The sequence below is a fragment of the Devosia algicola genome (assembly GCF_028816455.1).
Lineage (GTDB): Bacteria > Pseudomonadota > Alphaproteobacteria > Rhizobiales > Devosiaceae > Devosia > Devosia algicola.
On the sequence record NZ_CP118246.1, the window covers coordinates 2818031 to 2834616 of the forward strand.

22 protein-coding genes and 1 pseudogene are annotated in these 16586 nt (G+C 58.2%); 11 read left to right on the forward strand and 12 right to left on the reverse strand.

Features of this window, described 5'->3' with window-relative positions:
- Nucleotides 1-5 precede the first annotated feature (5 nt).
- Complete coding sequence (locus PSQ19_RS19950; protein WP_407649166.1) at nucleotides 6-326, forward strand: helix-turn-helix transcriptional regulator; 321 nt, start codon at nucleotides 6-8, stop codon at nucleotides 324-326.
- A gap of 253 nt (nucleotides 327-579) precedes the next feature.
- Here the strand turns inward: PSQ19_RS19950 and PSQ19_RS15040 are convergent.
- A pseudogene (locus tag PSQ19_RS15040) lies at nucleotides 580-702 on the reverse strand (transposase); the annotation flags it as partial.
- Between the two features lie 620 nt (nucleotides 703-1322).
- Nucleotides 1323-1574 carry a YdeI/OmpD-associated family protein gene (locus PSQ19_RS15045; RefSeq protein ID WP_282218397.1) on the reverse strand — a complete coding sequence of 84 codons (252 nt, stop codon included), beginning with the start codon at nucleotides 1572-1574 and terminating at the stop codon, nucleotides 1323-1325.
- A 110-nt stretch (nucleotides 1575-1684) separates the two neighbouring features.
- Here PSQ19_RS15045 and PSQ19_RS15050 point away from each other — a divergent pair, with 110 nt between their 5' ends.
- A complete protein-coding gene (locus PSQ19_RS15050; protein WP_282218398.1) occupies nucleotides 1685-2839 on the forward strand; it encodes a winged helix-turn-helix domain-containing protein in 1155 nt (384 codons plus the stop codon).
- 85 nt (nucleotides 2840-2924) lie between these two features.
- Nucleotides 2925-4229: a nicotinate phosphoribosyltransferase gene (gene pncB, locus PSQ19_RS15055; RefSeq protein ID WP_282218399.1), complete on the forward strand. Its 1305-nt coding sequence runs from the start codon at nucleotides 2925-2927 to the stop codon at nucleotides 4227-4229.
- Between the two features lie 36 nt (nucleotides 4230-4265).
- Here pncB and PSQ19_RS15060 read toward each other — a convergent pair whose 3' ends face one another.
- The 6 genes from PSQ19_RS15060 to PSQ19_RS15085 all read right to left on the reverse strand — a co-directional run bounded on the left by PSQ19_RS15060 (nucleotide 4266) and on the right by PSQ19_RS15085 (nucleotide 8621).
- Nucleotides 4266-5156 (reverse strand): hypothetical protein, encoded by an 891-nt coding sequence (locus tag PSQ19_RS15060; protein ID WP_282218400.1) that lies wholly within the window; start codon nucleotides 5154-5156, stop codon nucleotides 4266-4268.
- The gene (locus tag PSQ19_RS15065; protein WP_282218401.1) at nucleotides 5153-6052 is read right to left on the reverse strand and encodes an ABC transporter ATP-binding protein; all 900 of its coding nucleotides are present in this window, start codon (nucleotides 6050-6052) and stop codon (nucleotides 5153-5155) included. The genes PSQ19_RS15060 and PSQ19_RS15065 overlap by 4 nt, the downstream gene beginning before the upstream one ends.
- A complete protein-coding gene (locus tag PSQ19_RS15070) occupies nucleotides 6045-6428 on the reverse strand; it encodes a GntR family transcriptional regulator (protein ID WP_282218402.1) in 384 nt (127 codons plus the stop codon). The genes PSQ19_RS15065 and PSQ19_RS15070 overlap by 8 nt, the downstream gene beginning before the upstream one ends.
- 108 nt (nucleotides 6429-6536) lie before the next feature.
- Complete coding sequence (locus tag PSQ19_RS15075) at nucleotides 6537-7745, reverse strand: hypothetical protein (protein ID WP_282218403.1); 1209 nt, start codon at nucleotides 7743-7745, stop codon at nucleotides 6537-6539.
- Entirely contained in the window at nucleotides 7636-8157 is a 522-nt protein-coding gene (locus PSQ19_RS15080) for a TadG family pilus assembly protein (protein WP_282218404.1), read from the reverse strand. The genes PSQ19_RS15075 and PSQ19_RS15080 overlap by 110 nt, the downstream gene beginning before the upstream one ends.
- Nucleotides 8158-8195: 38 nt before the next feature.
- On the reverse strand, nucleotides 8196-8621 hold the full coding sequence (locus tag PSQ19_RS15085; protein ID WP_282218405.1) for a TadE/TadG family type IV pilus assembly protein: 426 nt from the start codon (nucleotides 8619-8621) through the stop codon (nucleotides 8196-8198).
- Nucleotides 8622-8803: 182 nt separating this feature from the next.
- Here PSQ19_RS15085 and PSQ19_RS15090 point away from each other — a divergent pair, with 182 nt between their 5' ends.
- Nucleotides 8804-9556 carry a copper homeostasis protein CutC gene (locus PSQ19_RS15090; protein WP_282218406.1) on the forward strand — a complete coding sequence of 251 codons (753 nt, stop codon included), beginning with the start codon at nucleotides 8804-8806 and terminating at the stop codon, nucleotides 9554-9556.
- Nucleotides 9557-9629: 73 nt separating this feature from the next.
- Here PSQ19_RS15090 and PSQ19_RS15095 read toward each other — a convergent pair whose 3' ends face one another.
- Nucleotides 9630-10166: an SH3 domain-containing protein gene (locus tag PSQ19_RS15095; protein WP_282218407.1), complete on the reverse strand. Its 537-nt coding sequence runs from the start codon at nucleotides 10164-10166 to the stop codon at nucleotides 9630-9632.
- Nucleotides 10167-10312: 146 nt separating this feature from the next.
- Here PSQ19_RS15095 and PSQ19_RS15100 point away from each other — a divergent pair, with 146 nt between their 5' ends.
- From PSQ19_RS15100 to PSQ19_RS15110, 4 genes are all read left to right on the forward strand, one after another.
- Entirely contained in the window at nucleotides 10313-11344 is a 1032-nt protein-coding gene (locus tag PSQ19_RS15100; protein WP_282218408.1) for a 2-hydroxyacid dehydrogenase, read from the forward strand.
- Between the two features lie 194 nt (nucleotides 11345-11538).
- Nucleotides 11539-11889, forward strand: a complete 351-nt coding sequence (hpf, locus tag PSQ19_RS19495) for a ribosome hibernation-promoting factor, HPF/YfiA family (RefSeq protein ID WP_328517669.1) — start codon at nucleotides 11539-11541, stop codon at nucleotides 11887-11889.
- The gene (locus tag PSQ19_RS19500; RefSeq protein ID WP_328517670.1) at nucleotides 11858-12106 is read left to right on the forward strand and encodes a sigma 54 modulation/S30EA ribosomal C-terminal domain-containing protein; all 249 of its coding nucleotides are present in this window, start codon (nucleotides 11858-11860) and stop codon (nucleotides 12104-12106) included. Before hpf ends, PSQ19_RS19500 begins: the two co-directional genes overlap by 32 nt.
- Before the next feature lie 48 nt (nucleotides 12107-12154).
- Entirely contained in the window at nucleotides 12155-12622 is a 468-nt protein-coding gene (locus tag PSQ19_RS15110) for a PTS sugar transporter subunit IIA (RefSeq protein WP_282218409.1), read from the forward strand.
- Nucleotides 12623-12692: 70 nt separating this feature from the next.
- Here PSQ19_RS15110 and PSQ19_RS15115 read toward each other — a convergent pair whose 3' ends face one another.
- Together PSQ19_RS15115 and PSQ19_RS15120 are read right to left on the reverse strand one after the other, a co-directional pair.
- The gene (locus tag PSQ19_RS15115; RefSeq protein ID WP_282218410.1) at nucleotides 12693-12821 is read right to left on the reverse strand and encodes a DUF1150 family protein; all 129 of its coding nucleotides are present in this window, start codon (nucleotides 12819-12821) and stop codon (nucleotides 12693-12695) included.
- A gap of 175 nt (nucleotides 12822-12996) precedes the next feature.
- Nucleotides 12997-13416, reverse strand: coding sequence for an Hsp20 family protein (locus PSQ19_RS15120; protein WP_282218411.1), 420 nt, complete (start codon nucleotides 13414-13416; stop codon nucleotides 12997-12999).
- A gap of 124 nt (nucleotides 13417-13540) precedes the next feature.
- Between PSQ19_RS15120 and PSQ19_RS15125 the strand changes: the two genes are divergently transcribed.
- Nucleotides 13541-14107: a glycosyltransferase family 2 protein gene (locus PSQ19_RS15125; RefSeq protein WP_282218412.1), complete on the forward strand. Its 567-nt coding sequence runs from the start codon at nucleotides 13541-13543 to the stop codon at nucleotides 14105-14107.
- 49 nt (nucleotides 14108-14156) lie between these two features.
- Complete coding sequence (locus PSQ19_RS15130; protein ID WP_282218413.1) at nucleotides 14157-14420, forward strand: hypothetical protein; 264 nt, start codon at nucleotides 14157-14159, stop codon at nucleotides 14418-14420.
- Here PSQ19_RS15130 and PSQ19_RS15135 read toward each other — a convergent pair.
- Nucleotides 14417-14731 carry a hypothetical protein gene (locus PSQ19_RS15135; RefSeq protein ID WP_282218414.1) on the reverse strand — a complete coding sequence of 105 codons (315 nt, stop codon included), beginning with the start codon at nucleotides 14729-14731 and terminating at the stop codon, nucleotides 14417-14419. The two genes, PSQ19_RS15130 and PSQ19_RS15135, sit on opposite strands and share 4 nt — an antisense overlap.
- Nucleotides 14732-14978: 247 nt before the next feature.
- Here PSQ19_RS15135 and PSQ19_RS15140 point away from each other — a divergent pair, with 247 nt between their 5' ends.
- Nucleotides 14979-16529, forward strand: a complete 1551-nt coding sequence (locus PSQ19_RS15140) for a methyl-accepting chemotaxis protein (protein ID WP_282218415.1) — start codon at nucleotides 14979-14981, stop codon at nucleotides 16527-16529.
- Nucleotides 16530-16586: the final 57 nt, after the last annotated feature.

The following is a 16586-nucleotide window of genomic DNA, read 5'->3' on the forward strand; positions in this document are numbered from 1 at the left end:
ATCTTATGGCCAATACCTGCGCATTGGGACGCACCCAATTTGCCAAGCACTGCAAAGATCTAACAAATATGTCCCCGATCGAGTACCTACTGTCTTGCAGGATTCAGAGGGCCGCAGTGCTGCTTACGCAAGATCTGGATATGAGCATAACTGATGTCTCGGGAGCCTGCGGCTTCGACTCAAGCCAGTATTTTTCCAACGCATTCAGAAAAAGCATTGGTAATTCCCCTCGCAAATACCGAGAGACTCAACGATGTGCAGTCGGCGCCCTCGCACCGCATCATCGCATCAGTCAGGCTGCCGACGTTCCCTCAGCGGCAGAGTGAAAAGGGTCTGTCGAAGGACTCGGCTCTCGTCCTCCAAGAAACAACGCACATTATCGGCCGAAGCCGACGGCGGGCGCCGTCAGACAAATTCAAACCAGTTGTTGAATGGACCGAGACTTGAACCATGTTTAAACGTTTACGTGCTGTTGGCTGGGGGACATTGGAGTGATCGACATGGCGTTATTGAGCGTAATTCGTCGCTGGCGTTTTCGTGAGGGAGTGCCGATCCGGGAGATTGAACGACGCACTGCGGTAGCCACCTATTCAGTGTCGACTTGCCGATCCCCAAATCTGATGCAATTCGCTCACGTGACAACCCTCCGGTGAGTGCCATACGCACCGCCTCCCGTTTGAACTCTTCTGAAAACTTGATCATCTTGTCGGTCTACTGTTGCGAACTTTAAACTCTCAAGTGTCCGGCGCAAAACCGTAACAAGTCTAGTCCGTTCCCTAGACTAGAACTTGAAAGGTAAATGCCATGGACAGATCCGTTCTGGCGGGCGAGGCGGTTTGAGGTGTTCACCGGCACCGGCCGGTGGGGTGAATGGTTGCCAGATGAAAAGGCACGGATCGCCCTGATTAGGAGAGATTCGTCAGTTTCGCTGTTTGGGGATGAACCCCGTGGCCGGCCTCTAGGTTTGTTTGGCATTATGTCATTGTCAACGACAATAAATAGATCCTTTTCGGACCATCAGGATTTTACCCACCACATCGGTCCAGTCCCCGACATTAGCCGTGGGTTTCAATCGATTCCCTGCTCCGATGAGTAGGGAATTTGTCTTCTAACGCATTGGAATACCGCTATGTTGTTCGGGCAGAATCGATAAAAATTCTATTTTCACGCGAAATTCCCTGCAAATTTCCAGTTTGCAGGGAATTTTAGCCTGAGACTGTTTCGCTCGAGACTGCTTCCACCACCATTTCACTCGATAATCCATATACAATCGGCGACGATACTTGCCTCGATGCGGGCCGTGGGACATGGCGCCTCGCATTTTAGCGATGCGGACAACCGGGCCAGCAGCATGGGCGTCGCTTGCCCTCTTCAAGGTTTGAACAGCCCCAGTCGATCCGCTTGCTTCTGGTTTCAGATTTTTTGGCGGACTCTATCCAGCATATCCACTCATTGCGCGCCAAAGGGGTGATGTCCTCCCATGTTGCCAGGGCCTTTGGGTTGGCTGTCAGCGCACTTTCCAGGTCTGCCGGCAGGTCATGAACAACGCCGCCAGCGATCCTTGTCATGGTCATTGCTTCATCCATTTGGCGTTAGTCACACTCCAATGATCATATAATGAGCCAGTTGCGATATGCCAGTTTCGCGCTGGAAATGTCGCCCGGTCTTGGCGATAGTGGCGCCCATGAGTCGTGGCCCAATCGTTTCCTCCCATCCCGTTTCAGCATCGCAGGCACGCCGCATCTGGTTGCGGGCGCAGCGGCTCGATGTGTCGGCCCCCTTCGGCGCAGGACCAGACGCGACGCCGCGCGCCATTGCGCATCTGGGCTATGTCCAGATCGACACCATCAATGTGATCGAGCGCTGCCACCATCATATCCTTTATTCACGCATTCCCGACTATCGGCGAACCGATCTGGGCACGGCCCAGTCCGATGACAAATCGGTCTTTGAATATTGGACCCATGCGCTGGCCTATGTGCCGAGGGCCGACTACCGTTATTTCATGGGATCGATGGCGCGCCTTCGGGAAACGCCGAACCGCTGGTTTGGCACTGTGGCGCCGCGTGATGTGAAAACGGTGCTCCGGCGCATCCGCGCCGAAGGCCCATTGTCGATGCGTGATTTCGATAGTGACGTACGCGTCGACAAGACCCATCCCTGGGCCAGTCGAAAACCCTCCAAACGTGTCCTCGAAATGGCTTTTTTCCAGGGCCACCTGACCGTCAGCGCCCGCGAGGGGATGCTCAAGACCTATGATCTGAGCGCGCGCCACTTTGGCTGGCCACCGCGTCCCCGGCCGGCAAGCGAGCACCAGGTCACCGCCTATGTGCTGGATCGGGCGCTGCGGGCCCAGGGCATGGTTAGCCTGCAATCCATCTGCCATCTCGACGCCCCGCGCAAAAAAGCCGTCAACGCGCTGATCGCGGCGCGGGTGCGGGCCAAAAAATTGGTGCCGGTCCATCTCGCAAACGCCCCTGAGGCGCAACATTGGGTCACCCCTGCGGCCTTGGCGGCATCACCGCATCCGGCGCCTGAACTGGTGCATATCCTTTCGCCCTTCGATCCCCTGATCATCCAGCGCCCGCGCCTCAAGCAGTTCTTTGGCTATGACCATCAGTTCGAGGCCTATCTGCCATCAGAAAAGCGCAAGATAGGCTATTTTGCCCTGCCGGTGCTGATGGGCGACGAAATCGCGGCGGTGATCGACCTCAAGGCGGATCGGGCAGCCAAATCGCTACTGGTGCAAAACCTGCATTGGCGTTGCTCCCCAGACGCCACCGCCAAAACAGCGCTTGATGAGGCGCTTGATCGCTTCGCGGCCTTTCAATTCGCCTGACGCTGAGGGCCGGGCAACGACTGGCATTCATCGTCAGTTCGCGATAAAAGCCCAAGGTGAATTTGCAAGAGCCTGGGCGGGACCAATGCCGAAGACCGATATAGCGCGACGGGTGCACAACCACACCTGGAAGCTTGATCCGATCATACGAAGCCTGCTCGATACCGATTTCTACAAGATATTGATGCTGCAGATGATCTGGGGACTTTATCCCAAGGTCGAGGCGACATTTTCCCTGATCAATCGCACCAAAAGGGTGCGTCTTGCAGATGAGATCGATATCGACCAATTGCGTGCCCAACTCGATTATGCACGCGGCCTGCGCTTTTCAAAAAAGGAAATGATCTGGCTGGCCGGTAACAGTTTTTACGGCTCCAAGCAGATCTTTGAGCCCGGTTTTTTGAACTGGCTGGAAAATTTCCGCCTGCCCGAATATCGGCTGGAAAAGCGCGATGGCCAGTTTGAACTGGAATTTTACGGGCTGTGGATGGAAACCTCGATGTGGGAAATTCCCGCGCTTGCCATCATCAATGAACTGCGCTCACGCGCTGCCATGAAGCGTTATGGGCCGTTTACGCTCGATGTGCTCTATGCCCGCGCCAAGGCCAAGATGTGGGAAAAGGTCGAGCGGTTACAAAAGCTGCCAGACCTGAAAATTTCCGATTTCGGCACGCGGCGGCGGCATTCGTTCCTGTGGCAGCGCTGGTGCGTGGAGGCCCTCAAGGAAGGGATCGGGGAAAATTTCACCGGCACCTCCAACGTAAAGCTGGCCATGGATAATGATCTGGAGGCGTTGGGCACCAACGCCCACGAACTGCCCATGGTTCTGGCAGCGCTCGCCACCACCGAATCCTCGCTCAAGGCCGCGCCTTATCAGGTGTTGCAGGATTGGGAGAGCTATTATGGCGGCAATCTCAAGATCGTTTTGCCCGATGCATTCGGCACCGCCGCCTTTTTGCGCGACGCGCCCGACTGGGTGGCCGATTGGACCGGTTTCCGCCCCGACAGCGCCCCCGCCATTGCCGGCGGGGAGCGGATCATTGAGTGGTGGAGGCAGCACGGCCGCGACCCGCGCGAAAAATTGCTGATCTTTTCAGACGGGCTCGATGTCGACATGATCGAGGCGGCCTATTTGCATTTTGATGGCAAGGTACGCATGGCCTTTGGCTGGGGCACCAATCTGACCAATGATTTTGAAGGCTGCGCCCCCGACCACAATCCCGGCCTTGACCCGATTTCCATCGTCATCAAGGTGAGCAAGGCCAATGGCCGCCCGGCGGTCAAACTGTCGGACAATCCGGCCAAGGCGACCGGCGATCCGAGCGAAATCGATCGCTATATCCGTATTTTCGGCAACCTTGACCGGGCCGAACACCCGGTCAAGGTCTAGAGCGGCAGGTTCTGTTCAAGCGCCCGCCGCAGCGCCTTAATTGTCGTTGTAGCGGCGACGATATTCGCTGGCCAGATAGATCACCCCAACCGCAAACAGCCATCCGATTCCCATCTGGACCCAGTCAATGCGGGCAATCAGGTCGCTGGCAAATTCACTCAGGCTGAATGTGCCCTCGGCGTGAAACCAGCTTTCGAGATAGCCATCGGCAAGCTTGAAATCGCTACGGTAGGCCAGATAGTTCCAGACACGGGTATGAATCGGGCTCAAGCCGCCCAGCGTCACCCACTCGAGCAGCGCCAGAAGGGATGGCAGTAACAGCGACAAGGGTATGGCCCAACGTCCAACAACTGTTGCCATTGCCCCGACCAACGCCATGTAGGGGACATACCATAATAGCCCCAGAACCAGCGCCAGAAGGGTCGAGCCGGCGACTTGCAGATAGATATCGACAATATTGCCGAACAGCGCCATGCCGTTGCCGGTGCTGATATTGGAGGTGATCACCGCAACCGCCATCAACAGGGCGCTGCTCAACAATGATACGACATAGATCGTCGCCGGAAAAATGGTGAGCGTCGCGACCAGTTTGGCAAGAAGGATGCGCAAATCCGACACCGGCATCGATTTCCAGAACAGCATGGCATTGTTGCGCCGGTCGGCGGCAAAGCCGTCGGCGCAATAAAAGAACAGCGTCGCGATCAGATAGAGCACCCAGGCAAAGCCGATGCCCAAAAAGCCCAGCGCAAACACCCGCAATGGTGCCAGCGTCATCATCGCGCCCGAAAAGCGCGCATCGACACGCCCCACGGTAAAGGCCAGAATGGTGGCGCCGAACAGAATGGCGACCAAGCCCAGCGGCGCGATCAGAAACGCACCGCGATGCTCGATCTGCTCACGACGAACAAGTGCGATAAAGGCCCTCATTTCGCGGTCTCCGGATTGGCGGTTGGCCGTTGCATCAAGGCGACAAACAGATCCGACATGGTCGGCGTCGAGACCTTGCCGAGGCTCGCGAGTGTTTCACGGTCCGCCCCGTCAAAAATCATCACCGTCTGGCCAAACCGCGTTTCCTCATAGACCGGCTTGAGCGTCCGCGCCGCCTCGGCGCTTTGCTCGTCACCAACCACCAATTGGGCGAATTTGTCGTTCACGGTTTCCATCTGCATGTGCAGGATCAAATCGCCATCGCGAATGAACATGATGTCGGAGAGCATGAATTCGATCTCATCAACCTGATGAGTGGTGATGAGCAGGGTGCGCTCCTCGGTCATATAATCTTCGAGCAGGCGGCGGTAAAACCGCTTGCGATAGGTGATATCCAGCCCCAGCGTCGGCTCGTCCAGCACCAGCAGTTTGGCATCGATCGCCATGACCACGGCCAGATGCAATTGCGCCATCATGCCCTTGGACAATTGCTTGATCTTGGCTTCGGGGCGAATGTCGGTGCCCTCAAGAAAGCTATGGGCTTTGTCCTGCGAAAAATTGGGATGAATATTGGACAGGAGGGCAAACAATTCGCGCACCCGCAAAAAGCGCGGCAGGCTGGCGACATCGGAAATGAAAGCGACATTTTCCATCAGATTAGCCCGGCGGGCAAACGGGTCTTCGCCCAGCACCCGTATGGTGCCCTGGCAATTGGTCAGCCCCAGAATGGCGTTGAGCGTGGTGGTCTTGCCCGCGCCATTATGGCCGATCAGCCCATAGATACGCCCGGCAGGAATGTCGAAATCCAGCCCATGCAGGATTTCCTTGCTGCCAAATTTCTTGCGCAGGCCACGCGCCGTAACGATTGGGGCCAGTGCGGCTTCAGCTTCAGTCATTGGATTTGTCCCCCCTGGGCGTGGCCGGCCGCGTCTTGGCCAGTAATATGGATAGGTCGAGTTCGAGTGCCTTGATCTGGGCGGCAATGCGCGGCCAGTCTTCACTCAGGAATTTTTCGCGCTCATGGGCCAAAAGGGCCGGTCGCGCGCCAGTTTTGACATACATGCCAAGTCCCCGCCGTTTTTCGACAACATCAAGATCGACCAGCGCCTCAAAGGCCTTGGTCACTGTTAATGGATTGACCGCCATGTCGGCGGCGATCTGGCGCACCGAGGGCAGGGGATCACCCTCCCCGACCGAACCGCGCAGGATCATCTCGATCAGGCGTTGTCGGATCTGCATGAAGATCGGCTGGCCAGTATGAAAGTCGTCCATGTGAATTACCTGCATAGTGTGCTGGATAACTAACACACTATATCGGAATGTCAAGCATCAAAAATTCCCGCCGCGTCAAACAGCGCGACCAACGACAAAATTACGGGGCTAGCCGACCAGAACCGGCTCGATACATTTGACCCCATAGACCTGCACATCGGCCTCGCCGAGGCTAAGCCCGAGGGTTTTGAGCAGCGTTTCGATGGTGAGGTCGAGCGTCGGGGCGAGCGGTCGCACCAGCCCCTTGATCGCCTGGGTGATGAGCGCGGGCGATGCCAGCCCGAGGCCGAGCGTGCGCACATTGAGTTTGAGATCGCCGAGGAGCGAGCCGATCAGCGAGGAAACAATGGTTTGGGTGTGCACGCTTTTGACGCGCCCCGCCTCGATATCGGCGGCGGAAAAATCAAGTGACTGGGGACGTGTCTGCGCAATCTCGACCATGGCGCTGCCCGTGACCTTGAGCAGCAGGGCATTGATCAGTTGCGCATCCCCGATCCTGGGTTTGCTGGCAAAAGCGCCAAAGCTATTGGCATCGACCTCGCCGAGAATCAGGCGCGCCACGCCGGGGCGGGCGGCGATGGTGGCGGTGCCACGCGGACTGGCTGTTGTCGGGCAGGTGGCCTTACTGACCACGGCTTCGGCATGGGCCAGTTCAAGATAGAGCGGCAGCGTGACCCCGGCATTGCCCAAAATACCGCCGCCCAGCAGATGCGCGGTCGGGGCCAGTCGCACCTGGGCGGTCCGCACCACCGTGCCTTGCGGCCCAATGGCAAACCAGCCTCCTCCTTGAGGCGGCTCACCCACCGCCAGCTTGAGCGAAATCCCTGCTAGTCCGGGCACATTGGCCGCCAGATCAAGGTCGATCTGATGGTCCCCGTCACTCAGCCCGGCGCTGGCTACCAGCATCTGCAAGGCGGATACGCTGGTAAACAGGTTTTGTCCGCCGGACTTGAGATCGAGCCGCCCCAGATCACCTAGATCAAACAGGCTGGCCAAGGCAACCGGGCCGCCGCCACTCACACTGTTGGCGAGCTTGTGCGCCACCAATTGCGCGTTGCCATCCAATATGGCCGCCAGGGCCGCAGCGATATCGCCCTGATCGGCCTCGGCGGCCAATACATCATCATAGGTGCCCGCAACGATGTGCAGTCGCTGCGCCAGTGCGTCCAGAAACGCAAAACTGTCAATTTTGACGTCCAGCAGGCTGTTATAGTCGACCAGGCTGAGCGATACATTTGTGCCCAGCAGGGCATTGAGAACCCCATTGACCAGCCCCCCTGCAAACGCGCCAACCGCGAGCCGATGGAAAAGGCTCACCTGCGGCGTGATGCGGGCAGTAGCTGACACAGCCAGCACCGGTGTCGGGCTCCATGATTTGGCAAAAAACAGGCTCGCCGGGTCGCTCAAGGTGAATGCGCACGGCATTGACCGGGGTCTGTCCAACCACAAAGCGCCGTTCGGGTGTCCGGTCAGGGTCAGGTTCATAATGCCCAACATCGACATGCAGCCGCACGCCGGGTGCAGTCGTGTTCGCGGCGATCAACCCTGCTTCGGCCAGCGTGTCACCGGCAATTTTTAGCGCATTGTCTGGATCACGCGCGGCGGCAAGGGCTGCAAGGTCGACATTGGACTGCATGACCCGCCGCTCATTGTAAAGGCTGGCCGCATCGACGGCAAAAGCCGATACCACCGCCGAAATCGACAGTGCCACAGCAAACAGGATGGCCATGTTCCCGTCATCCGCCGGGCCAAAGCGCCAAAACTGTTTCACAGCCCGCCCCGGCGGATCGAGGATGAAAAGCTGATGGTTTTGCTGGGCAGCGGCAGCGGCGGATAAAGATTCCAGATCGGCAGCGCACTGGCGTCATATTCGACATTGACCTGATATTGGTTGGGGTCGCTGGCCTTGTCCCCGATTGAATAGGTCAGTCGCGCGCGCTCGATCAGCAAATAGTCGGCGGCATTATTGTTGATGTAGGCCCCAACCAGCGCATCGCGTTCGCGCGCATTGAGCCCGGCAATTGAGGTGCGGGCGGCATCGGCGGCAATCTGCTGCACCGAATGCGCCGCTCCAAAATAGATGCTGTAAGCCAGCATGCCGGTCAGCATCAGCATGAAAACCGGGGCCAGAATGGCGAATTCCACTGCCGATGCAGCCCGACAGTCGGACAGGAAAGCGCGACAATGCAGCATAAAGGCTCCAGCCGGATCTGTTACAATGCCAGCACAATGGCGGGCATAGCTTGCACTCTGCTTGCCACGCAAATGCGCAGTTCACCCCATATCGCGCCACACAATAGGTAGTTTGCCTGCTATGGGGCTTGCCTCCCCAACCGGCCCAATGTCTACTCGCCGCTGATTTGGGGGAGCACGAGATGACAGCCAATACGCTGACCATAGAAATTTGCGTTGAGGGGACAGACGGGCTGATCGCCGCCCAGCAAGGCGGCGCCGACCGGGTGGAACTGTGCGCCAGCCTGATTGAAGGTGGACTGACCCCCAGCTTTGGCGTGGTGCACGAGGCCTTGCGGCTCGCCACCATTCCCTTCCATGTCATTGTGCGGCCGCGCGGCGGCGATTTTTTATATTCCGAGGTCGAGTTTGCCGCCATGCTCGCCGATGTGACCGCCCTGCGCGAACTTGAGGTGCCGGGCGTCGTCATTGGTTGTCTCACCGCCACTGGCGAGATTGACGAAGAGCGTACCAAAGCCCTGGTCGAGGCCGCCGGACCGATGAGTGTCACCTGCCATCGCGCCTTCGACATGACCCGCGACTATGCCGCGGCCATCGAAGCGCTGGTCCGGTGCGGGGTTGATCGCGTACTCACCAGCGGGCAACGCGATACCGCCATTGAAGGCCTCGATATCTTGAAGGATTGTGTGGCACGGGCCGACGGGCGGCTGGCGATCATGGCCTGCGGCGAACTTGATGCTGACAATATTGCGGCGGTGCGCGCCGGTACCGGTGTGGTCGAAATGCATTTCGCCGCGCTCAAGACGCGCAAGAGCCCGATGGAGTTTGCCAATCCTCATGTCGGCATGGGCGGCGATAATCTGGAACGCGAATATGAGCTTACCGTGACCGATTCGGCGGTGGTGGCACGCACCATTGCGGCGGCGCGCGGCTAGCATCAATAATTGACCAGCACATTCGGGCTAGTCGAACGTCTCGTCGGGATAAGCGCCCCAGAGTTCGCCCTGCTCAACATAGCCGGTGTAGGTTTGGCTGCGACCGCGCTCGGGCTGATAGGCTCGCGGTGACCTGGCAATAATCGCCGTCACATTCATTGAGCTGCACGCGCAGCCCATCCTGCAGATTGGCGCGCGGGCTGGCATCCGGCGCCGCTGATGACAACATCGGCACCTCGCCGCTGGCGCCCCCCGCTTTCACATAGGCCGCGCGGTTGCCCGACAACAGATTCTGATGGATCCAGCCGGTTTGCCCGTCCACGTCGCGTACTTTGCGCCAGGTATCAAATTCAGCAATGATTTCAATAGGGATGCCGGCCTTGAGATAGATCCATGCCACATCATATTTGGTGCCCGGACCGACCCGCACATTGATCGGGTCCGAGCGGGTGCTGGCGAATCGGGGCAGCGGCAGGCCACTGGGATTGTCTTGGGCCATCACCGGCAGGCTGGTGCCGACAAGCACCAGAACCCAAATCAACCCCACGCGCCAGGCGGCGAGCAGACGAAGGGGAACGAGCAATGGCTTGGGAAGCATGGAATCAAACATGGCTTTGCAGAGGTCGTGGAATTGACCTATCACTACACGATGATCCTTAATGGTCCTTGAAAATGGCAGTTTGACTGTCGTTTTTGCCCAGAGGCGCCGCTCTCCCGCGCCTTGGAACGGTCCAAACCGGTGCGGAAATTACGATATTGATGAACACGCGAAAGCCTCGAATTCTGGTGACACGCCGCCTGCCCGAGGTCATCGAGGCCCGCATGGGCACGCTGTTTGAAACCGACGTCAACGAGGCCGACCTGCCCCTGCATGCCGATGATCTGGTGGCCGGGCTGGCCGACAAGGACGTGCTTGTATCCTCGATTACCGACATCATCGACACAAGATTGATTGCGCGCCTGCCCGCATCGGTGCGCATGATTGCCCAGTTCGGCAATGGCGTTGACAATATCGATATTGACGCCGCGCTGGCGGCGGGATTGTCGGTGACCAACACGCCCAGCGTTTTGACCGAAGATACCGCCGACATGGCAATGGTATTGATGCTGGCCCTGCCCAGACGATTGATCGAGGGCACCCAACTGCTGGTGCGCGAACGCGCCTGGGCCGGTTGGTCGCCGACCTGGATGCTTGGCCACCGCCTGCGCGGCAAGACGCTTGGCATTGTCGGCATGGGCCGCATCGGCACCGCCGTCGCCCAGCGCGCCAAGGCCTTCGGTCTCAAGATTCATTATTATTCGCGTAATCGCCGTCCGCCCGCCGTTGAAGAGCCGCTCGAGGCGGTCTATTGGCCCGATCTCGACGCCATGATCGAGGCCGTCGATATTGTCAGCCTGCACACCCCACGCACCCGCGAAACCTTCCGCATCCTTGATGCGAACCGGCTGGAGCGGATGAAGCAGGGTAGTTTCGTGGTCAATGTGTCCCGGCCTGAACTGGTGGATGAAGCCGCACTGGTGGCCGGCATTGAAAGCGGGCATCTGAGTGGGGCGGCGCTCGATGTTTTTGAGAATCGCAACGGCATAAATCCGCGGCTTCTGGCACTGGCCGAGGCCAACAAGGTCGTGCTGACCGCGCATATGGCGTCGGCAACGCTGGAAGCGCGAATCGAGATGGGTGAAGCGGTAATCGTCAACATCCGCGCCTTCATGGATGGGCACCAGCCACCGCATCTGGTCCTGCCCGATGGCAGCCATGGGCTAAAGCGCGCCGACCTGCGCGAATAGGGCAAGACCACCCCTGAAATCGCGAGGCGAAGCCTAAGCCCGTTCGGCGTCAATGTCACCCTGACATTTGCCGCCGCACGGATAGTTGCTCATTGCCTCAAAGCCGGGCTTGGGGCTAGCATCCAGGGTGGTTCGTGACCATATCCAGATAATCGTCGCAACCATATCGACGCACTAAACGAAAAGAGGGATCCATGACCTTACGTGTTTCAGGCAAAAACATGGACGTTGGTGAAGCGCTCCGCTCCAAGGCGGAAGAAAACTTCGATGCCATCGTCGCCAAATATTTTGATGGCGGATATGATGGACATCTCACCCTGACCCCGGATGGCGGTGGCTTTAGAGCCGACTGTATCGTGCATCTCGATTCGGGGGCCATGCTGCAATCGAGCGCCCAGGGGAACGATGCGACTGCAGCCTATGACGTGATGACTCTCAATATCGAAAAACGCCTGCGCCGCTACAAGCGCAAGGCTCAAGTCCCATGGCAAGGGTGCCAAGGGCGAAGGGCTCATGGCTCAATATACAGTGCTGGGCGTCAGTGATGACGATGATGAACTCGATGAGGATTACGCCCCCGTCATCGCCGAAACCACCAAGAACCTGCGCTCGCTCAGTGTTGGTGAGGCGGTAATGGAACTCGACCTGAGCCAATCGGGCGTTGTGGTATTTCGCCACGCTGGACATGGTGGACTGAATGTGGTCTACCGCCGCTCCGATGGCAATATTGGTTGGATCGATCCGGCGCTGGGGGTGAATTAGCGCGCGGTCAATCCAAATAACCTAATGATATTATTCTAGGGTAGATTAATGGAACTGGCCGATATTCTGGCAAAGGGATCGGTACTTATTTGTACCGATCTCAATTCAAAACACCAGTTATTTGAACACCTTGCCGACCAAGCGGCGCAGACTTGCGGGCATGATCGAGACAAAATTCTTGACACTTTGCTGGATCGCGAGGCGCTGGGTTCAACCGGGCTGGGCGACGGTGTGGCGGTGCCACACGGCAAATTGGTGGGTCTTAATGGCGTCACCGCCGTCTTTGCCCGCCTGGTGCCGCCGCTCGATTTTGATTCGGTCGACGATCAGGCAGTTGATCTGGTCATGATGCTCTTGGCGCCGGCCGGGTCGGGCGCCGATCACCTCAAGGCACTGTCACGCGTCGCCCGCCTGCTGCGGACCGAGGCGCTGGTGGCCGATTTGCGTCGCAGCGATGATCCCGAACGCCTGTTCGAACTGCTCACCGCCCCGATCACCACGCATTTTGCCGCCTGATCGAGTAATTGCGGTCAAAAAAAGCCGATCCCTGGGGACCGGCTTGTGTCGGCTGGATCCGCGCTATCGCCTAGTGCACCAGCACCAGGCCAAGATTCTTGTCGTCAAGCCACTCCGCCACCGCGTCTTCGGTGTCTGTAACCAGCAATGGCGTACCATCGGCTGACATCACCAGCTGATAAAGGCTCGTTGGCGTCAAAGTCTGCGTCCTGTATCAAAAAATCCAGTTCGTGGCCGCTGATGGCCCGCACATACGCCACTGCATTGCCACCCAAAGCGGCGAATTCGGCAGCCGTCAGCATCTTGAGCGGATGATTGGGGTCGATGGATTCGGGCTGTTCACTACGCTTTTCGTACATTTTTCGGCCCTTTCTCTAAACTGATCGAATTTCGATATGACGGGCGATCTTTTCGACAGGCGGCCTCTCAAGAGTAACAACGAGCATACCATGGCCTAAAGTTGCATCCTTGACCACCATGCCTTCCGCCAGCAGGAAACTGCGCTGGAACTGTCGGGCGGCAATGCCGCGGTGCAGAAACTCCCGGCCTGGGTCGTCCTTTTGCCGACCGCGGACCAATATCTGATTGTCCTCCGCAATCACTTCGAGTTCGTTAAGAGCAAAACCAGCCACGGCAATCGACACCAGAAACCGCTCAACGCCCTCGGGCGTCATTGATCGTTCGATATTATAGGGCGGATAGCCCTCGGCCGATTTGGCCATACGATCCACGCGCTCTTCGAAACTGTCGAAGCCGAGCAGAAACGGGGCTGAAAATACAGAAATGCGCGACATCAAAGCGTCCTTGAACCAAGCAACGTCAACACCCAGACCCGATTAGTTCAGCATCTGGCGTTCCCAACTGATATGGGGCAGTGATGAGAATGCTTCAAGAGCGCCTGCGCGGGGGAGAAATATCATGAGTGCAACCGTCTCGATCATCATGCCCGCCTATAAGGCGCACGACACAATCGGCTACAGCGTCAAAAGCGTTATCGCCCAGACCTGCCCCGATTGGGAACTGGTGATCATTGCCGATGACGGTCTCGACTATGCCCCGGTGCTGAAAGCCCAGGACATTGCTGACAAGCGGATCAAATTCATGCAGAGCGGGCGGATTGGCGGTGGTGCATCAGCGGCGCGCAATGTGGCGCTCGATGCGATTACCACACCCTATGCCGCTATTCTCGATGCCGACGACCGGCTCAAGCCACAAAAACTGGCGCTGGCAGTAACGGCGCTGGCCGATCACCCGATTGTCACCACTGCCCTCGATGTCATGGACGAAAAATTCGCCCATTTGCGTTTTGTGGCGCGGGGCAAGGACCAGCCATTGTCCCCGGGCACCCACAAATGGGTCAGTATTTCGATGGATTCCATGCTCGTCTGGGACCAGCGGGTTGCTGATGGCCGCTATGATCTGGACATGAGCAACATGACCGACCTGGAATTTTTGCTCCAGGCTCTACCGCACCGCATCTCATAGCTATCATCTGGGCACGCCGCTGCATGAGTATATCAAGCGCGCCGGATCAATGAGTAATAGCGACAAGGCCAAGGCCGGCATGATCGCTTCGAAACTGACGCTGCTGGAGCGGCTTGGTACCAACTATTATCCATTGGCAAACACCGATGGCCCCGGTGGAATAATCAGGTTTCTGGAGATTTCGCTGGCCGCCGAACGTACATTCGCCCCCGAAACAGGCCAATTGTTCGAAGATCATCTCGAGCCGATGCTCAAAAAAACGGGCAGCCCCGTTAGGGACCGCCCGATCGGGAGAAGCCGACATGCCGCTTAAAGCACGTAAAGGGTAATGCTTGAGCCGCTGGCATCAAGGCCGACAACGTCGGTGATCTTATAGCCCTGATCCTGCACGGTTTGTGCCAGATAAGGATTGTTGGAAATGCGCTGCTGCAGGGCCTGTGTGTCGGTCTGCGAACGCAGGAACGGCACATCACCTGCCGAAGTGGTCAAAACGGTTGCATAGGTCGCATCACTCAGCATGTCGAGACCTTCGACCCCGCCCATGGCGTTGAAGGGGCTGGCATAGGCGGCTGATGCACCGGCAAGAAGCGTCGCGGAGACGGCGATAATTTTGAGGATTTTCATGGTCATGTTCCTTTGGGTTTGATGGGTTGCGAGTTTTCTAAAGCTCGGTTGAAACAACGGCACCTTGGCAAAAAGAGTTTCACCCCCTGTTTGGCGACCATGACCATCCCGGTGCCGTGCCGGGCGTCTGGATGTGGCGATCCGCCCGAAAATCCCAGGGAACAAGTCGATGACAATGCAATTTGTCGGTCCTTAACCCTTGTCCCGTATTTATACGCAAAAGACTGAATAGAGTTGAGTAATGCCGATGAATTTGTCACGCCTGTCAATCTCGGGGCGCATTTATACAGTGTTCGGCGCCCTGACGGTCCTGCCAGCCATAGTGTTGGTGGTGGCGGTCTTTGGTATCCAGGCAGCGCTGGACAAGGATAGTCAGACCCAGGCGATCAGCATTCATGCCATAGTCATCGGTTTTGGCATTCTGACCTTGTCCATCGCTATTGCCATTGCCCTGCTTGCAGCACGCTGGCTGTCCCGAACGATCCGGCAGATGTCCGAAATCATGGAACAGATGGCCGACGGCGATTTGGACGTGACCTTGACCGGAGCCGAACAGCAACATGAACTGGGCCGCATCGCGCGCGCCATAGCAGTTTTTGGTGCCAATGGGCGAACCCTGATGGAAAGCCAGCGCCTGCGCATTGAAGAAGCCGAAGAGGCCGCTGTCCGCCAGGCCGTGCGCGACGAGTTGCAGGAAGATATCGAATTTCTCCTTGCTGCCGCTGCCGTTGGTGATTTCACCGGCCGGTTGGACCGCGATTATGGCGCCCCAGATCTAAATGGCGTCGCGCGATCCGTTAATGGATTGCTCGACACGGTCTCCAAGGGTCTTGAGGAAACCGGCACGGTACTGGCGGGGTTGGCCAATGCCGATCTCGGTGGCCGGGTGCAGGGTGACTATGCCGGCGCCTTTGCCATTCTCAAGGACAATACCAATGCGTTGGCCGAAATTCTGTCCGATACAATGACCCGCCTTGAGGACTCTGCACACGCCCTCAAGGTTGCCACCGGCGAAATCCTGAGTGGGTCCAACGATCTATCCGAGCGCACCAATCTCCAGGCCACCGCGATCGAGGCAACGGCAGCGGCCATTACAGGCCTTGATGGTTCGATCAGCGATAATGCCAATCTTGCCGACGGGGCGGCCTTGGCCATGCAGGAGTCGCTGGGCGTGGCGCGCGCCGGCGAGGCGGCGATGACGGCGGCGACAGACGCCATGGACCGGATCACCAACTCGGTGGGCCGCATTGCCACCATCATTGCCATGATCGATGATGTCGCCTTCCAGACCAATTTATTGGCGCTCAATGCCTCGGTGGAGGCGGCGCGGGCGGGCGAGGCGGGCAATGGCTTCGCCGTCGTCGCCCAGGAAGTGCGGCGACTGGCCCAGTCCGCCGCCGGGGCATCAAAGGAAATCAAGGGCCTGATCGAGCAATCGGGCGATGAGGTCCGGGGTGGGGCGCGCCTTGTATCCGAGGCCGCCGACAAATTGACGGCGATTGTCGGCGCCACCGGCCAGAACAGCGAGCAGATGCTGGCAATTTCGGGGGCGTGCCAGCGTCAGGCGGCCTCAGTGGCCGAGATTGCCCAGTCCATGGCGCAAATGGATATCATGACCCAGAACAATGCCGCATTGGTCGAGCAGACCAATGCCGCCATCGGCCAGACGGAGGCGCAGGCCACCCTGCTCGATGCCATTGTCGCTCAATTCGCCGGGCGCCAAAACCGCGATCAGCTAGAAAACCCATCGGCCCTGTCGCTGGCGAGCCTGAAAATGCGGCCAGCCGACTTGCCTTAATCGCATATTGGTCCTATAGACCCAACTTCTCCGGATCGCCCGGCCAAAAGGCATGCC

What these genes read in the sequence shown, in the direction of transcription:
- PSQ19_RS19950 (WP_407649166.1), top strand. Translation starts at nt 6, where the DNA reads ATGGCCAATACCTGCGCATTGGGACGCACCCAATTTGCCAAGCACTGC.
- PSQ19_RS15045 (WP_282218397.1), bottom strand. Translation starts at nt 1,574, where the DNA reads ATGACCATGACAAGGATCGCTGGCGGCGTTGTTCATGACCTGCCGGCA.
- PSQ19_RS15050 (WP_282218398.1), top strand. Translation starts at nt 1,685, where the DNA reads ATGAGTCGTGGCCCAATCGTTTCCTCCCATCCCGTTTCAGCATCGCAG.
- pncB (WP_282218399.1), top strand. Translation starts at nt 2,925, where the DNA reads ATGCCGAAGACCGATATAGCGCGACGGGTGCACAACCACACCTGGAAG.
- PSQ19_RS15060 (WP_282218400.1), bottom strand. Translation starts at nt 5,156, where the DNA reads ATGAGGGCCTTTATCGCACTTGTTCGTCGTGAGCAGATCGAGCATCGC.
- PSQ19_RS15065 (WP_282218401.1), bottom strand. Translation starts at nt 6,052, where the DNA reads ATGACTGAAGCTGAAGCCGCACTGGCCCCAATCGTTACGGCGCGTGGC.
- PSQ19_RS15070 (WP_282218402.1), bottom strand. Translation starts at nt 6,428, where the DNA reads ATGGACGACTTTCATACTGGCCAGCCGATCTTCATGCAGATCCGACAA.
- PSQ19_RS15080 (WP_282218404.1), bottom strand. Translation starts at nt 8,157, where the DNA reads ATGGCCATCCTGTTTGCTGTGGCACTGTCGATTTCGGCGGTGGTATCG.
- PSQ19_RS15085 (WP_282218405.1), bottom strand. Translation starts at nt 8,621, where the DNA reads ATGCTGCATTGTCGCGCTTTCCTGTCCGACTGTCGGGCTGCATCGGCA.
- PSQ19_RS15090 (WP_282218406.1), top strand. Translation starts at nt 8,804, where the DNA reads ATGACAGCCAATACGCTGACCATAGAAATTTGCGTTGAGGGGACAGAC.
- PSQ19_RS15095 (WP_282218407.1), bottom strand. Translation starts at nt 10,166, where the DNA reads ATGTTTGATTCCATGCTTCCCAAGCCATTGCTCGTTCCCCTTCGTCTG.
- hpf (WP_328517669.1), top strand. Translation starts at nt 11,539, where the DNA reads ATGACCTTACGTGTTTCAGGCAAAAACATGGACGTTGGTGAAGCGCTC.
- PSQ19_RS19500 (WP_328517670.1), top strand. Translation starts at nt 11,858, where the DNA reads ATGGCTCAATATACAGTGCTGGGCGTCAGTGATGACGATGATGAACTC.
- PSQ19_RS15110 (WP_282218409.1), top strand. Translation starts at nt 12,155, where the DNA reads ATGGAACTGGCCGATATTCTGGCAAAGGGATCGGTACTTATTTGTACC.
- PSQ19_RS15120 (WP_282218411.1), bottom strand. Translation starts at nt 13,416, where the DNA reads ATGTCGCGCATTTCTGTATTTTCAGCCCCGTTTCTGCTCGGCTTCGAC.
- PSQ19_RS15125 (WP_282218412.1), top strand. Translation starts at nt 13,541, where the DNA reads ATGAGTGCAACCGTCTCGATCATCATGCCCGCCTATAAGGCGCACGAC.
- PSQ19_RS15130 (WP_282218413.1), top strand. Translation starts at nt 14,157, where the DNA reads ATGAGTAATAGCGACAAGGCCAAGGCCGGCATGATCGCTTCGAAACTG.
- PSQ19_RS15135 (WP_282218414.1), bottom strand. Translation starts at nt 14,731, where the DNA reads ATGAAAATCCTCAAAATTATCGCCGTCTCCGCGACGCTTCTTGCCGGT.
- PSQ19_RS15140 (WP_282218415.1), top strand. Translation starts at nt 14,979, where the DNA reads ATGAATTTGTCACGCCTGTCAATCTCGGGGCGCATTTATACAGTGTTC.